The sequence below is a fragment of the Waddliaceae bacterium genome (genome assembly GCA_018694295.1).
Classification (GTDB): Bacteria; Chlamydiota; Chlamydiia; order Chlamydiales; family JABHNK01; genus JABHNK01.
The window spans coordinates 1-14,781 of sequence record JABHNK010000060.1 but is presented as its reverse complement, the minus strand read 5'-3'; the positions used below and the strand labels follow the sequence as shown (position 1 = coordinate 14,781).

Annotated in this window: 13 protein-coding genes; 4 read left to right on the top strand and 9 right to left on the bottom strand. The window is 44.6% G+C overall.

Annotated features, from left to right (window positions below; all coding sequences use genetic code 11):
- Position 1 precedes the first annotated feature (1 nt).
- On the top strand, positions 2-880 hold the full coding sequence (gene sucD, locus HN980_06535) for a succinate--CoA ligase subunit alpha (GenBank protein ID MBT6929128.1): 879 nt from the start codon (positions 2-4) through the stop codon (positions 878-880).
- Entirely contained in the window at positions 877-2,031 is a 1,155-nt protein-coding gene (locus HN980_06530; protein ID MBT6929127.1) for a hypothetical protein, read from the top strand. The genes sucD and HN980_06530 overlap by 4 nt, the downstream gene beginning before the upstream one ends.
- Before the next feature lie 67 nt (positions 2,032-2,098).
- Here HN980_06530 and HN980_06525 read toward each other — a convergent pair whose 3' ends face one another.
- From HN980_06525 to HN980_06515, 3 genes are read right to left on the bottom strand one after another with little or no spacing between them, the layout of a single operon-like run.
- On the bottom strand, positions 2,099-3,544 hold the full coding sequence (locus tag HN980_06525) for a Do family serine endopeptidase (protein ID MBT6929126.1): 1,446 nt from the start codon (positions 3,542-3,544) through the stop codon (positions 2,099-2,101).
- 50 nt (positions 3,545-3,594) lie between these two features.
- A complete protein-coding gene (locus HN980_06520; GenBank protein ID MBT6929125.1) occupies positions 3,595-5,007 on the bottom strand; it encodes a M48 family metalloprotease in 1,413 nt (470 codons plus the stop codon).
- Between the two features lie 18 nt (positions 5,008-5,025).
- A complete protein-coding gene (locus tag HN980_06515; GenBank protein ID MBT6929124.1) occupies positions 5,026-7,977 on the bottom strand; it encodes a metalloprotease in 2,952 nt (983 codons plus the stop codon).
- 178 nt (positions 7,978-8,155) lie between these two features.
- On the opposite strand from HN980_06515, the gene HN980_06510 reads away from it, so the two are divergent.
- Positions 8,156-8,986, top strand: a complete 831-nt coding sequence (locus HN980_06510) for a phosphatidylcholine/phosphatidylserine synthase (GenBank protein MBT6929123.1) — start codon at positions 8,156-8,158, stop codon at positions 8,984-8,986.
- Positions 8,987-9,063: 77 nt separating this feature from the next.
- On the opposite strand, the gene HN980_06505 is transcribed toward HN980_06510, so the two are convergent.
- From HN980_06505 to HN980_06485, 5 genes are all read right to left on the bottom strand, one after another.
- Complete coding sequence (locus HN980_06505; protein MBT6929122.1) at positions 9,064-9,414, bottom strand: four helix bundle protein; 351 nt, start codon at positions 9,412-9,414, stop codon at positions 9,064-9,066.
- A gap of 84 nt (positions 9,415-9,498) precedes the next feature.
- Positions 9,499-10,116, bottom strand: coding sequence for a repressor LexA (lexA, locus tag HN980_06500; protein ID MBT6929121.1), 618 nt, complete (start codon positions 10,114-10,116; stop codon positions 9,499-9,501).
- Entirely contained in the window at positions 10,088-10,780 is a 693-nt protein-coding gene (locus HN980_06495) for a phosphatase PAP2 family protein (GenBank protein MBT6929120.1), read from the bottom strand. Before HN980_06495 ends, lexA begins: the two co-directional genes overlap by 29 nt.
- Before the next feature lie 6 nt (positions 10,781-10,786).
- Entirely contained in the window at positions 10,787-12,133 is a 1,347-nt protein-coding gene (locus HN980_06490; protein ID MBT6929119.1) for a sodium:solute symporter family protein, read from the bottom strand.
- 252 nt (positions 12,134-12,385) lie between these two features.
- Positions 12,386-13,069 carry a methyltransferase gene (locus HN980_06485; protein MBT6929118.1) on the bottom strand — a complete coding sequence of 228 codons (684 nt, stop codon included), beginning with the start codon at positions 13,067-13,069 and terminating at the stop codon, positions 12,386-12,388.
- A gap of 137 nt (positions 13,070-13,206) precedes the next feature.
- Here HN980_06485 and HN980_06480 point away from each other — a divergent pair, with 137 nt between their 5' ends.
- On the top strand, positions 13,207-13,557 hold the full coding sequence (locus tag HN980_06480) for an alkylphosphonate utilization protein (GenBank protein ID MBT6929117.1): 351 nt from the start codon (positions 13,207-13,209) through the stop codon (positions 13,555-13,557).
- Between the two features lie 27 nt (positions 13,558-13,584).
- On the opposite strand, the gene HN980_06475 is transcribed toward HN980_06480, so the two are convergent.
- Positions 13,585-14,595: an SAM-dependent methyltransferase gene (locus HN980_06475; protein MBT6929116.1), complete on the bottom strand. Its 1,011-nt coding sequence runs from the start codon at positions 14,593-14,595 to the stop codon at positions 13,585-13,587.
- Between the last annotated feature and the right edge of the window lie 186 nt (positions 14,596-14,781).

The following is a 14,781-nucleotide window of genomic DNA, read 5'->3' as shown; positions in this document are numbered from 1 at the left end:
CATGGCAATACTTGTCGACAAAGATACAAAAGTAATAACACAAGGAATAACGGGAAAGGCTGGGACGTTCCACACGCAGCAGTGTATGGAGTATGGCACCACTTTCGTCGGGGGCGTCACTCCTGGGAAAGGTGGACAAGAAGTGCTAGGGCTTCCTGTTTTTAATACCGTTGCCGAAGCTCGTGATGCTACAGGGTGCGATGCCACACTAATAATGGTTCCTGCGCCTTTCGCGGCAAAAGCAATACTCGAAGCCGAAGCTGCAGGGATAGAACTCATAGTATGTATAACGGAAGGAATTCCAGTAAGAGATATGCTCGAAGTCGGGATGATTATGCGCGAAAGCAAATCACGGCTTATAGGCCCCAACTGCCCAGGAATCATCACTCCCGGAGAGTGTAAGATAGGGATAATGCCGGGATATATCCATAAAAAAGGCAACGTCGGCGTGATATCACGGTCGGGGACGCTTACATACGAAGCAGTATGGCAGCTTACACACCTAGAACTCGGACAGTCGACGTGTATAGGTATCGGTGGTGATCCACTGAACGGCACTTCATTCCTCGACGCCCTTGCGATGTTCGAAGAAGACCCCGAAACTGAAGCTATAATGATGATAGGGGAGATTGGCGGCAACGCAGAAGAAAACGCCGCCATGTGGATACAGGAACAGTGTAGCAAACCAGTAGCGGCATTCATCGCAGGGATGACAGCACCTCCAGGGAAACGTATGGGCCATGCAGGAGCAATAATATCTGGAGGGAAAGGCGCCGCAGCCGACAAGGTCGCGGCACTTGAAAAAGCTGGCGTCGTCGTAGCAAAAACTCCTACTGATATGGGCGATGCTATGGTTCAGGCAATAAAGGCGGCGCTATGATAAAGATACCGGGCGCAATACCGATAACGATACAGCCAATATTCTGGGTTACTGCGCTGGCAATAGGATGGATGAACGCTTCGCCGGTGATAGGGATGGCGACAGCAACGGCGATATGGGTTATGGTGATACTATTCTCTGTGCTGGCACACGAGCTCGGACACGCCCTTACAGCACGAGCCTTCGGACATAAGACAGAGATACAATTAGTAATGTTCGGTGGAGTAACTTTACGCGATGGACCAAAGCTAAAGTTTTGGCAGGACTTCCTCGTCACGCTTAACGGCCCTCTCGTCGGTATCGTCATCTTTCTGTTGGCAGGGTATATACGCATTGCGATGAGAGGAGCAAACCCCATCGCCATCTATACCATAGACGCTTTTTTATATGGCAATGCATTCTGGAGCATTCTAAACCTTATTCCTATAATCCCCCTCGATGGTGGAGGGCTTATGAGCATACTCCTAGAGGTTATGTGGGGCGTTAAAGGCGTTGTGGCGGCACTGAGGATAAGCTTCATCATTGCTGCTATAGCAGGGGCGACATTTTTTGCGTTCGGATGGATGACGGGATTGATATTTTTCCTCTTCGCCGCAGAGAACTACAGAGCGCTGAAGCAATATTCTACGATGACGGAAAATGATAGCGACAAAGGCCTCAGAGGCACTTTCGATGAAGCGCTAAAGAAACGCCGCGATGGAGATATCGAAGAGGCAGCATCGCTGTTCGAAGGCGTCCGTAGCAAAGCAAAAAAAGGGGTGCTGTATTCCATGGCGACACAGAACATCGCCGAGATCCTCTACAAAGAAGGCAAAAACGACGAAGCATATTCCACACTAAAAACCGTGCAGAAGAAGATCCTCACCTTCGAAGGCCTTATGCTGTTACAGCGCCTTGCATATCATAGCGGCGACTACAAAGAAGCTATAGAGGCAGGAACAGAGAGTTTTGTCATGAACGCCAACACTGAAGTTGCCTTATACAACGCTCTCGCACACGCCCGTGAAAATAAAGCCGAAGCCGCTGTAGGGTGGCTAAAAAATTGTCAGCAACATGACAAGGAAAAGCTTCTGAGAATTCTACAAAAAACTGACTTCGACAATATCCGCGAACATAAAAAGTTTAAGGTTTTTGTTAAAATGCTTGGATAAATAATGCCGGAGTCTTATAAAAAAACTCCGGCATTGTAGAATCAATTTTAACGCGATCGTTGTCGTGTTATTTTGTCTTCAGCGTTATATACAACGTCATAGGCCCTTGCTTCACGAGGATTAAAGCCTTGTCACTGTCATTGTCCGAGAGAGCTTTCTCGAACTCTTCAGGGTCATTAACTTTTTTGTGGTTAACAGATATTATCAGCGCGCCAGGGCGTATGCCGGCAATGTCGGCAGGGCTCTGTGGACGTACGCTTGTGACAACGGTGCCTTCTTCATCAATATATCCAAGCTTTTGTGCAGCATCGTCATCGAGAGGCTCGACGATAAGACCGATCTTCTGTGTTACAGAAGCAGAAATAGCTTCGGAAGCAATATTATCTGGGTGTGCACCGATGATTACAGGAACCTCAATTATCTTGCCTTCACGTTTTATAGTGAGAAGAGTCTCTGTTCCAGGCTCCATAAGGCCGATGGCATTGCGGAAAGTGTTCATGTTCTCTACGATGATATCATCATATTCCAGAACAATATCGCCGCGCTCTACGCCAGACTTGTCGGCAGCGCCGTCTTTTACGATATCGGCGATGATAGCACCTTTTACAGCTTCAAGGTCGAAGGCTTCGGCGAGGTCGTTGGTGACGTTCTGCAGCGAAGCTCCTAAAAACCCATGGCTTACGGTGCCAGTCTCGATGAGCTGCATCATCACAGTCTTGGCCATAGTACTAGGGATAGCAAAGCCTATACCTATATAACCACCATTGTTGCTGGCAAGACCAGCATTGATGCCTACGACTTTGCCGTCGAGATTCACAAGAGGACCGCCGGAATTACCCATATTGATGGCAGCATCGGTTTGTATGAAGTCTTCATAGCTGGAAAGATTTAGATTGCCGCGGTTTTTGGCGCTGACAATTCCCGCTGATACAGACGTCTGAAAACCCAAAGGGTTGCCGATAGCTAATACCCACTCGCCAATAGATAAGATGTCGGAATTTCCGAGAGTTAAGAAGGGGAACTCTTTGTCTTCGTCAGAAATCTTTATCACAGCAAGGTCGGTAGAAGGGTCTGTGCCAATAACTTCAGCATCGTATTCGTTGCCGTCGACAAGAGTGACGACGATGTTCTGCGTGTTGGCAATGACATGGTTGTTGGTGAGGATATAACCATCGACACTGACAAGGAAACCAGAACCTTGGCTATATTGTTTTTGCTGCTGTTGCTGTTGCTGCTGCTGTTGCATACCAGGATTGCGTGGGCCGAAGAATTGCTCGAATAAATCGAGAGGGGGGGCGGCAGGTTGCTGCTGCTGCTGATTGTAGGGGCTGGCGATGAGCTCAGCAGTGATGTATACAACAGCAGGGGTCGTCTTGTTGGCAACCTCAGAGAAAATATTGTTGATAGGAAGGTCGGATGTCATGCTGATAGCATGGAGCGGCGATATCATTATCGCCATCATTACAAACAGTGGAAGTAATACGATCTTTTTTATTGCACGTGATAAAAACATAACTTTCTCCTTAAACAAATGATTGATTTTTGATCATTGTAGCATCGACACTAAAAATCGGCAAGGGGGTTTACAAAATTTTCGATGGCAACGCTTGCCTTGATGATACATTCGCCAAAATATCCTATGACAGGGACGTCTACGAGGAATGGCGATATTACGAGTATCATCCCAACAATCAGCGCGATGAAATATATTATAATACTGCGGCGAACAAACCTGTGGTGGCGGACGACAATAGAAGGGTCGGCGATGGCGATTTCTAGGAAAGCGATACGCTTCGCTATGCTATAGTGATGCCAGCTAGGAACATTATGTATGCCACCAGCAAGGATAGCGATGGTGTCGAGAGAAGAGATCATATTTTCTGGGTCGATACCTACAGAAAAAACATGAAGGTCGGCCTGCCTCTCGAACATCCTAGAAAAAAATCCGAAGACGAAACGAAAATAAAGAAAAATTATACAAAGAAAAGGGCCTGTCTTAGCAATAGGGGCGACAAAACGCCACGACGAAGAGCTTTCAACATTATCAAAAAAGCTGTAGATGGCAGGGTCGAAGATAAAAGAAAAAAGCGTCGCAACGATAATCATGCCCATGATGATGAAAGGATAAAGAAGAAGGTGCTTTCTCTTGCTGTGTCCAATCTCATGGCATAGTATCGCTTCGACCTCGTCGTCGGAACAATGTTGTAAGATCTTCTCGGTGAACATAATATAACGAAAGCGTGGGACGATGCCGATGATGGCAGCAGTGATGGCATCTTTCATGACATGCCATATCTTAAAACCACCGTGAGAAAAGCCAGCTTTCTTACAAAGTAATTCGAGACGCTCCTTAAGCGGTGACGATGGTAAAGGACGACACCCCCACAGCACTTTGAGGAGGACAGGAAAAAACAACATAAGAAGCCCGAGAAAAACGACGTATAACATAAGGGCGCCAAAGGCATAATGCCAACCTTCGCCACTGAAAATCGTTGCTCCTGAATAAAAGATTGTTGCGACATCGGCGATGGTGAGAAAAAAAAGAAAAGGAACGACAAAAGGGAAAAGAAAACGGACCTTTAGAAAAGCACTGCTCCTTGAAGGGCGGGAAATAACACGATATGCTACGAAGAGCCCCAAAAAATATAGCGACAACGAAAAAAAAGCAGGCAAAAATAACGAAGCACCGACGAGAGGGATTTCTCGAAAAATAAGATTGCTGCCAAGGATAAGGTCGTAGACACATAAAAAAATTATAAGCTCGGCGTTGGCAAGGGTTGTTAGACGCCGCGCAAAACCCTTCATTTTCCCTAAAAGCTTCGCCTGGACGACGATGAAGGCAACGGTGAAGATATATATACATAGACCTATCACGAAGTTATAACCGGATGTCGAAGGCCATGACGACGCTGCAACATCAGAAGAAGAACTCGTGATGATAAGGGCCATGATAAGAAAAAATAATTCTGTGATCATATCAGACCACCCCCACTTCTAAACGTTGTGAATTTCTAAGATGTCGCCAAGAACAGCATTCTCTTTGGTAAGAAGGTCTGCACCGGAAAATGTCACCGTCGGCGATGAAGAAAATTCCGGTATAAGGTATTCTCCGACGACACGCTGTATATCTTCTTTGCTAGCCGATAAAACGCGCGATCGGAAAGCTTCACGCTCTTGTAAAGATTTCTTGGCGCGCATCCACGAATACTCTGCAACGGCGCGGCTGCCAGGAGCAACAGGGGAGTCGAGGCCCTGTATCATCCCAAGCTTTCCCTCTTCGAGGTCGCGAGCATCGAAGGCTCCGCGATGCGTAGAGGTAAGAGACTCTTCGAAGGCAGAAAGAGTGCTTGCAATGTTTGGATCGCGGTAAGAGTAAAAATAAAACTTTCCGGCAGTGGGGTTGTTGCTAGAACCGCCACCATAAGCGCCGCCCTGCTCTCTAATGCGTTTGTGGAGAACCTTGTTGTTCATAATGAAAGACGCTATACCAAGAAGAGGGGCGTCAGGATGTGAATACGATACCGTATTAAAAGCCTTACTGGTAAAGGATACAGGAGCAGAGATAATATGACCCTGGTGAGGAACCTCTGGGATAGCATAGTCGCCACACCACGGAGACTGCTGACGCTGCGGGATGTCGCGTAAACCATAAAAACCTTCGCCTTTAATATCATCGTAGGTGGCATCATCACAGCATACGATGAGGTCAGAACCTTCGCGGCATAACAAAGTTTCCTGAAGACGCTCCATAGTAGCAACGAGGTTTAAAGAGTTGCTGTCAATATTTTTAACGATGTCGCGGATGACGTTGAGGTAGCGCACACCATTCCAGTGGTTGGCAATATGCGCTCCGACGGAAAGGCCTTCGCACGAAATGTTTATAGCGTATTTCAAGGCATTGCTGTTGATGTTGTTCTCAAGAGAAGAATGGTGCTTGATGATAAGCTCTTTGAGCCTAGTAGCGTCAGAAAAGTCGGCATCACGGATCATCTCAGTAATTAACGAGAAAAGCTTGTCGCTCTTGCGACGCAAAGCTTTGCCGGAAAAAGAAAGCGTCGGCATGAAAGCAGTATGGTCGTCGGCGCGGGTGTTGAGCGACAGCGAAGCTCCAACACCGCCAGTGTGTTCCTGGATATATTCGAGGTTCTCGGCATAAGATCGTGAGCCACAACCCACTTGCGGAAGCAATAACGTAAAAAGCTGAGCGTACGACAGGTCTTCGACAGCAAGAGCAGGGAGGTCGAAGACAAGATCAGCATATACGATGTCGTTAGTAAAACAGCTGTGATTATATACGTCGATAGCGCCGCCCTTCTCTTTGACAAGAGGGAAATCCTTGCTATGAGAAGGAATGTCAGAAATGGATATCTTAGGAAGAACTTCGATGTCATCATCAGACTCCTGAAGAGCTTTCAAAGCAATACTGTCTTCGACGATAGAAGCTCTGTCTTCGTCAGAAAGTGATGCCTCGATGGCACGGAGATTTTCTTGCTCTTCTGCAATATCGCGCTTCTCGAGGTCCCTGTCAGGAACCATAAGAATACGAGCATAATGACTATTGTTAAGAAGGTGTTTTTTGATAAGAGAAGGTAAATATAAAGGATCGACGGTTAGAGCGCGGAGCTTGTCGAAAAGAGCATGGATGGTGAGGCCGTCTTCGGCATTGCCGCCATGCTGCTCTAATAACGCAGAACGGAAAAATAGCGAAAGACCGAAAGGAGAACGGTCGCCGGTGATCTCGCTGCGCTGGAACTCTATCTGATGGATGGCAGCATCGATGAGGTTAGAAGCTATTCCTTCGTCGACAATATCACGTAACGTTGACATGACAAGATCCTCGAGAGCATCGCCATCGTCAGCAGAACACCCGCGGATGAAGAGAACAAAAGGCGCTTCGCTAATCTCACTTTCGACATACGATTCCGCTTGCTTACATAACCCTGACTTCAGCAACGCAAGCTTTAAAGGCGCGGCGTCGGTGCCCATAAGAACAATGTCAAGGACCACCAACGCAAGAAGTTCGATCTGGTCGAGAATAGAACACGTTAGCCAACCCATACTAAAAAGAGATTTGTCGGAAAGATCTTCGTCAGGAGGAGCAGGGTACGTCTCAACACGATGTACCGGCGAAGAAAAACGTTGCTGACGAGGAAGTAGAGGAAGAGGCTCTGCGGCATCGACGTTATTCAAGGCATTCTCTTCGATAAAAGAAAGATGCTTCTCAAGAGGGATGTCGCCATAGAAAAAGAAAAGACAACGACTCGGATGGTAAAATTTCTTATGGAAAGAAATAAGCTCTTCATAAGTAAGATTAGGAATGTCTTTTGGGGCACCACCGGAATTGTAAGAATATGTAAGGTCAGGGAATAACGCGTTCATCAAAGCCTCGGAAAGGCGAGTGTCGGGAGACGACATAGCACCCTTCATCTCGTTGAAGACAATGCCACAACGTGTCAGCTCGCTAGGAATACCATCAGAGCTTTCGGAAAACTCAAGGCGATGACCCTCCTGGAGGAAGTTCAAGGGCGCAAGCGTCGGAGAAAAAACAGCATCAAGATATACCTCGAGAAGATTATAGAAATCCTTGGGAACCTGCGACGCCGCAGGATAACAGGTGAAGTCTGAACCAGTCATGGCGTTCATGAATGTATTCAAACTACGACGTATCATAGAAAAGAATGGGTCGCGGACAGGGAACTTCTCAGAACCACAAAGGGCGGTATGCTCCAAAACATGGGCAGTGCCGTGAGAATTCTCAGGGGTGGTGCGAAACGAAAGACAGAAAAGATTCTCAGGATCGTCGTTGCCAAGATGCAAAACACGAGCGCCAGTGTCATTATGCCGAAGCTCGGTAAGAAGACACTGCAATTCCACAACATCAACGACTTTCGTTACAACAAAACCATCGACGACATCGCCGACAGATAATAATTTCTTCCCAAGCATATGAACTCCTTATAAAATAATCACTGATGTTACACGCTAATAAAGTGAGAGTGGCGCGTAAGGTCAGTAATCATACTAACGTATACCAAAGACGAGAAATATACCATAATTTAGTTTGTGAATAAATTATTACGTGGTATAATATGAAAGCGTAAATAACCAGCCAAAGGCCCGCATCATGAAGAAAATCAGCGTCTTACCAAATATCATCACAGCAATAGGACTTTCGTTCGGGCTGTTTATCATTTTTAAGGTCACCGTCACGGACCCATACCGCGAAGATTTCTTCAGCGTCCTTGAAATTGTCTCAGGACTGCTTATCTTAGCGATAATCGCAGATTTCCTCGACGGCGCGATGGCACGCGTCCTTAAAGTTGAAAGCGAGTTCGGATGTATGTTCGACTCCCTAGCCGATGTCGTAAGCTTTGGCGTTGCACCAGCAGTGATAATCCTTAAAAGCCTACCGCTTAAACCCGATAGTGAGCTTCTCTTCATTGTCACAATAGGTACCCTTGTCTTCTCGACATGCGGAGTGTTGCGACTTGTACGCTTCAACGTGAGTATCCCCAAAGATAAAAAAAGCGTAGAATGGGATATATATACGAAAAGCTTCACAGGACTGCCTATCCCCGCCGCCGCCGCCGCCGCCGTGTCGATAAACCTTTTATTTCTGTCGTCAGAATTCATGGACCGCTTCTCCATGACAAAAGAAGTTCGCGCAGCGACGATGGTTATCATCATGATACTCCTCGGATACCTTATGGTAAGCCATTGGAAATTCCCAAGCCTTAAAACAATACGCTTCCGAATGAAATCCTTCCACCTAGTATTCTTTACCGTCATCCTTTCTCTAGTAATAATATACGGAGCAATACAGAGGTTCGCTTTGGTGTTCTTCATACTGTCATGGGGATATATCACTCTAGCAGCGACGCTATCGTTGATACGACTCTTCATAAACAAGAAGTCAAAAACACTAAAAGATTTCGACCCAGAACCACCAGAATGATGCTGCTACGCAGCATCATAGTTGGGAGTTCAGAGTTCGGAGTTCGGAGCTAGGAACCGAAACTTATTGATTATAGCTTATTTTATCGAACGTTTTAAACCATTTAACATTTTTGACATCTCTATCAAATATTCTTTACATTGTTTAAATGTGTTCTTTTTTATATAGTTTTGTTGTAAAGCAATTTGTAATACAGTCGTACATTCAAAAATAGAGCCTCTGGACATGTCAATAAAACGGCTAAAATCTTTTTTAGTTCGAGCTGACCCCTCAGCAATATTCAATGATATTGAAACCGCAGCTCTTCTCAATTGAGACGTCAAACCAAAAACCTCATTTTTGGGAAAAGATTTGGTTAATAAATAGATATGACTTACAAAATCAACAGCCTTCTTATAAACATCTAAATTCTCAAAATTAAAATCCATTATTTATCATCTTCATTAATTATAAATTTTTACCTCCGAACTCCGAACTCCGAACTCCGAACTAAAATGCGGCTTCGCCGCATTTTACGAGTACATCCTAAGAAGGCTGACGACACATCCCTGGACGAAGACTTCGTCGTGTTTTAATGTTATAGGGTGCGTGTCGGAATATATGGCTTCGAGGCGCGTGTAAAGACCTTCGGGGTAGCAACGTTTTATCACAGTCTCGTTGTTGTGGATGATGGCGAGGACGAGCTCACCAGGGTCGGGATTCTGCTTGGCTTCGACGATGATAAGGTCGCCATCGTTGATATGGTCGTTGATAAGCGAATCTCCACGAACCCTCAAAATATAACACTGCCCCAGAGACGAAACCATTACAGAAGGGACTGTTATAGAGCTTGTCTGCTCGAACATCTCTATAGGCTGTCCAGCAGTTACTGTTCCGATAAATGGAAGCTCGACGCTGGCATCACCACCAATACTGCCTTCTTCGACGAGAGCGATAGACCGAGAGCATCCCTTCTCAAGGGATAAAAACCCCTTACGTTCCAGGGCCTTGACGTGTTTGTATACGGACCCCACAGAAGAGAAACCAAACTGTTCCATTATTTCACGGTAGCTCGGCGAGTATGAGTTGCTGCCGATATACTCTTTTATGTAGTCGACGATCTCACGTTGACGCTTGGTTAATCCTTTCATGCTTTGTACCTCTATATAATAGTCTGTCGATGATGAGCGCCACATACCACATTATCATCGCCGCAGCGATGACGTCGGAGAAAAAATGCCCGCCTTGTGCTATGCGCGTAACACCCAACATACCACCAATAATACTCACTGCAACAATTCCCGCAAGATAAAGATAATGTTTTTTGTGTCTTTTACCCAAAAAACATAAAACGAAGAAATAAAAACCCATAGTAGAATGCCCCGAAGGGAAAGACTTCGTCGGCGATACCGCAAAGGTGAGATTCGGAGAATAATAAGGACGGAATTCATGGTCACCGCCAAACTCCACGACCTGTACAGGACGCGGACGCCCCCAGTGATCCTTAAAGATAACGTTGGCGATAAGCCCCGATCCGACAGCAAGGGCAAGCACCAAAAATACCATGTCTTTACGATATTTACGCAGGCTCTTTATCAGTATCGAAGCAAAAATACCTGCGAGGGCTGTTAAAGAAACAACCCACGCAGGATATAATCCATAATGATAGATGGCGTCGAAAAATCTGTTCCTTGCAAAAAAGCCGGTGTCGGCGTTATAGAAAAACCCCGATATCATAACGTCAAGACGCGGCGTGAAAGGCGTGATGGCAGCAAATAAAATAACCGGCAACAATAGCCATAGATATTTTTTCATCGTTTGTTATTCCTTAATCTTGTCATACGACATTCCAAGGGCATACCCGATGAACGACACCGCGACGGCAAGGATCTCCGTAGAAAAGCCTATAGGATATAACGAAAGCACCACAAAGGCTGAGAGCCCTGAAAATACTGCCATAAAGGCTGCGGTCTTACTGAGTCTGTCGGTGAAGAAGCAGAAAATCATAGGAGCAAAAAGGGCGCATACCGGCAAAGAATAACTCTGGATATATATCTTTAAAATGTCATCGAAAAATGCTCCCATACCTATGATGACGATACCGAGAATGAACGTAACAAGCTTCGAAAAGGTTAGCTTCGTCATGTTCTTAAGAAAAGGGAAATTGAAATCTTGGGCGATGAGAGAGCTCATAGCACATAACAAAGAGTCCGCAGTAGATATTATCGCCGCAAGGACAGCACAGCTGACAAAGGCTGTGACGATGTCGTTTGTCAGGAATGATATTGTCACCATCAAAACGCTTGAACCGTCAGGGATCACAATGTCAGCGTTCTTAGCTAGTATCCCTATTGTTATAGGTACTATAGAGAAGAGTAGCAGAAGAAGGCCGGCGCAGGCACTGGCCATGATAGCGGTTTTTTTAGACTTTGCCGAGAAAAAACGCTGTGCAAGATCTTGCTCTACCAAAGAAAAAAGCATAGGCATCAATAGCAAGCTAAGATAAGAAGAGGCTCCTCCTGAAGGAGTGCTTGCCCGCATAGCTTTAGTAGATAAAAGATATTCTGGGTTGGAGAAGAAAACATATGCTAAGACGCACGTAAAGACAGCAAGGATTACACCGACCTGTAAGGTGTCGGTCATTACTACGGCCTTAAGCCCTCCTATAACGGTATATGCTATAAGAGATAACCAAAAAATCGCTAAAATCCATTCGTTGTCGATCCCGATGCCAAGCATGAATTTTCGAGAAGCAACGACAAGGCCTATAAGAATTCCGCCGAGCGACATAACAGACAAAATAGAAGCTATTTTCCTTAGAAAAGTAGAACGATATTTTTTCTCAAGAAGCTCGGAAATAGTACATACGTTGAAACCTCGTAACTTCCCAGCAAAACCACAGGCCAAGACCCAAAAGCCAAGGCATATCCCTAGCGTATAAAAAATCCCATAAAGTCCAGAACTGTAAGATTCTTCGCAAGTTCCTAAGATAACACCGCCACCAAGCTGCGTGGCGATAAGCGTAAGCGATAAAGGCCAAAAGCCAAGCTTCCTGCCGGCAAGGAAATAGTCGTTGTTGTCTTTGATCCTCTTAGAGGCAATGAATCCTATTATAAGATATATAATGCCAAGAGCTAAAAATAACGATAAAAATACAAAAGTGTTCATAAAAAAAAGTACTCCGTTTTCAAATTAAAATAATTATATTACAAAAATTAGATAAAAGAAACAGAGCCTAGATGGAACGAAGAAGAAAATACGCACACGCGACCATTGCGGCCATAGATAATGCGAGTAAATGATGATCCCATGTTTTTTCTTCCTTAAGTAATTATGGTAAAGAGACATATTGATTCTCTTTACACAAATACAGTATATTAATAATAACAATAAAAAAGCAAACATTTTGTATGAAGCAGATTATTTTTTGATGAAATATGCTTGATATTGAATGCCGGCAGCAAGGACTTCGATTTTTTCTGGCTTTTCAGAGAAAAAAGCATCGCATGCTTTTTTTACACCAGGAAGGGAGTTAGGCTTTCCGTGGATATCGATGTCACAATAGTCGTCAATGACAGCAATAGCTCCAGAGGACATCTTCGGATATATGTTTTCTAGAGAGATAATGGTCGATTCATAGAAATCACCGTCAAGATGAGCAAAGGAAATATAGTCAGGAAGATCTTTTGGAAGAGTATCTTTAAACCACCCTTTGTGGATTGATGGTAGCTTAGTCGAAAAGTCTTTGAAATTCGTGCGTAGTGATTCTTCTGACGTCTGAAACCAGCCTTTACCAACCCTTTTATTGTCTTGGTATACAGAGCCCTTAATAGAGCCTGACGGCGGGAAGCTGTCCATAGAAGTTTTCTCCGGAAGGCCTTCAAAGGAATCATAGACATGTAGGCTCTTCACGGATTTGTGCTTGTCGAGAGTCTTTTGGAGTATTATTGCGGTAAGGCCACGGTAGCATCCCGTCTCGACAACATCGCCAGGGATATCTTGATAAAGGACGCGGGACAAAAGATGATAAAGGTTCAGGGATCCTTCCATGTTCATCATAGAACGATTTTTTTCGTGGATCTCTTTGATGAAATAATTGCTCATAGGTTTTGTCGCTCCTTGATTTTATAGTAACACTAATGATATAATTTATAACATCAATATTTAGTTACTATGTTGGCACTAAATAGCTTAGTATGGCAGGCAATTATACCACAAAAACTTTTGTTAAGGCGATTAAAATGAATTCTTTACCCAAATGTGACAGCTGCGGCTCCGAATACACTTATGAAGACGGCACTATGTATGTTTGCCCAGAATGCGCTCATGAATGGGAGAAAAATTCTGTAAAGGAAGAAAATCAGGAAGAGAGAATTGTTAAAGATGCACACGGGAACACCCTTAAAGATGGCGATAGCGTGACTGTTATTAAAGACCTTAAAGTTAGAGGGGCCTCTTCAGTGATTAAAGTAGGAACTAAAGTTAAAGATATCCGCCTGGTAGAAGAACAGAATGGACACGATATTGACTGCAATATCAAGGGAGTGGGTAATATAATGCTCAAGTCTAAGATCGTCAAGAAAAGCAGTTAATAACTGACGTTGTGCGCCACGATCAATTTATTGGCATGCTACAAAGGGTTGTCCTTCTGTCGTAAGCTTCCAGCATCGATGGATCTTTTTCTGATGAAAATCTATAGGTATTGTTTTTTCTGAGATGTCTTGTATATGGCATTGTGGAAAGAGCGTGGCGTCGAATTTAAATCTTCGGGAGTTTGTGCTGAAAAAAATCACGCCTCCTTTTTTGGGGAGTAGCTTTAAGGCGCTCTTTATAATAAAAGGATAGTCCTCTTGTATGTCAAACATTGTATCCATTTTTTTCGAGCGCGAAATTGTCGGAGGGTCAATGACAATAATATCATAATTGTTATGCGATCGTGCTTCTGCGCCTAAAAATTTCAGGCAGTCGGCACGTATAATTTCATTGTTTTTCTCGGGGATAGAATTAATAATGAAATTATCTATGCTCCAGTCAGTATAGGTGTTGGAGAGGTCGACGCTTTTAGTAAAGGCGGCGCCGGCAATGGCGGCATGGACGCTGAAAGAAGAAGTATAGGAAAACAAATTCAGCAGCCGTTTTCCGCGAGAAAGATCGGCGACAAGGCGTCGCGTCTCGCGATGGTCAAGGAAGAGCCCTGTATCTAGATAGTCTTTAAGGTTTACCTTGAATTTCACTCCATATTCAAAGACGGTGAAGAAATCTTTTTGATCGTCAATTTTCTCATACTGTTCTGTTTTCTTTCGCTTAACGCGCGAGCGCCAATAAATTATGTCAGGGTCAGCGCCAAAAAGGGAGCGTAGCACGCTGTTGATTTCTTCTTTCAACTCCGGAGCGGGGTCGTCATTTTCTCTGTCATAGGAGAAATATTGCACGGAAAAGCGTCCGTCATAAAAATCAATGGCAAGAGGGTATTCCTTGATATCGCGGTCATATATCCTGAAGCAGTTTGTCGATGTCCGTTTTGCCCATTTGCGTACGTGGCGGTAATTTTTTCTAACCCTGTTTTTAAAAGGAGAGCTTTTGTCGTCATCATCAGACGTCAAAGGAAGGGAAAAGAGTTCTGCGTTCATAGATATCCTCAAAAGGTTTAGGAAACAGCATTATTGGAGGTTTCCACCTCCAACGACAATTTGTTCAACGACAAACACCTGCAACAACTCCACCTTTTCACAATCGTTCCTAGTCAAACCAATAGGTTTGCCGTCGTCGCGATTGCAAAAATCTGAAGCAGATGAGGGGCTTTCTCATCTGAAACG

What these genes read in the sequence shown, in the direction of transcription:
- sucD (MBT6929128.1), top strand. Translation starts at nt 2, where the DNA reads ATGGCAATACTTGTCGACAAAGATACAAAAGTAATAACACAAGGAATA.
- HN980_06530 (MBT6929127.1), top strand. Translation starts at nt 877, where the DNA reads ATGATAAAGATACCGGGCGCAATACCGATAACGATACAGCCAATATTC.
- HN980_06525 (MBT6929126.1), bottom strand. Translation starts at nt 3,544, where the DNA reads ATGTTTTTATCACGTGCAATAAAAAAGATCGTATTACTTCCACTGTTT.
- HN980_06520 (MBT6929125.1), bottom strand. Translation starts at nt 5,007, where the DNA reads ATGATCACAGAATTATTTTTTCTTATCATGGCCCTTATCATCACGAGT.
- HN980_06515 (MBT6929124.1), bottom strand. Translation starts at nt 7,977, where the DNA reads ATGCTTGGGAAGAAATTATTATCTGTCGGCGATGTCGTCGATGGTTTT.
- HN980_06510 (MBT6929123.1), top strand. Translation starts at nt 8,156, where the DNA reads ATGAAGAAAATCAGCGTCTTACCAAATATCATCACAGCAATAGGACTT.
- HN980_06505 (MBT6929122.1), bottom strand. Translation starts at nt 9,414, where the DNA reads ATGGATTTTAATTTTGAGAATTTAGATGTTTATAAGAAGGCTGTTGAT.
- lexA (MBT6929121.1), bottom strand. Translation starts at nt 10,116, where the DNA reads ATGAAAGGATTAACCAAGCGTCAACGTGAGATCGTCGACTACATAAAA.
- HN980_06495 (MBT6929120.1), bottom strand. Translation starts at nt 10,780, where the DNA reads ATGAAAAAATATCTATGGCTATTGTTGCCGGTTATTTTATTTGCTGCC.
- HN980_06490 (MBT6929119.1), bottom strand. Translation starts at nt 12,133, where the DNA reads ATGAACACTTTTGTATTTTTATCGTTATTTTTAGCTCTTGGCATTATA.
- HN980_06485 (MBT6929118.1), bottom strand. Translation starts at nt 13,069, where the DNA reads ATGAGCAATTATTTCATCAAAGAGATCCACGAAAAAAATCGTTCTATG.
- HN980_06480 (MBT6929117.1), top strand. Translation starts at nt 13,207, where the DNA reads ATGAATTCTTTACCCAAATGTGACAGCTGCGGCTCCGAATACACTTAT.
- HN980_06475 (MBT6929116.1), bottom strand. Translation starts at nt 14,595, where the DNA reads ATGAACGCAGAACTCTTTTCCCTTCCTTTGACGTCTGATGATGACGAC.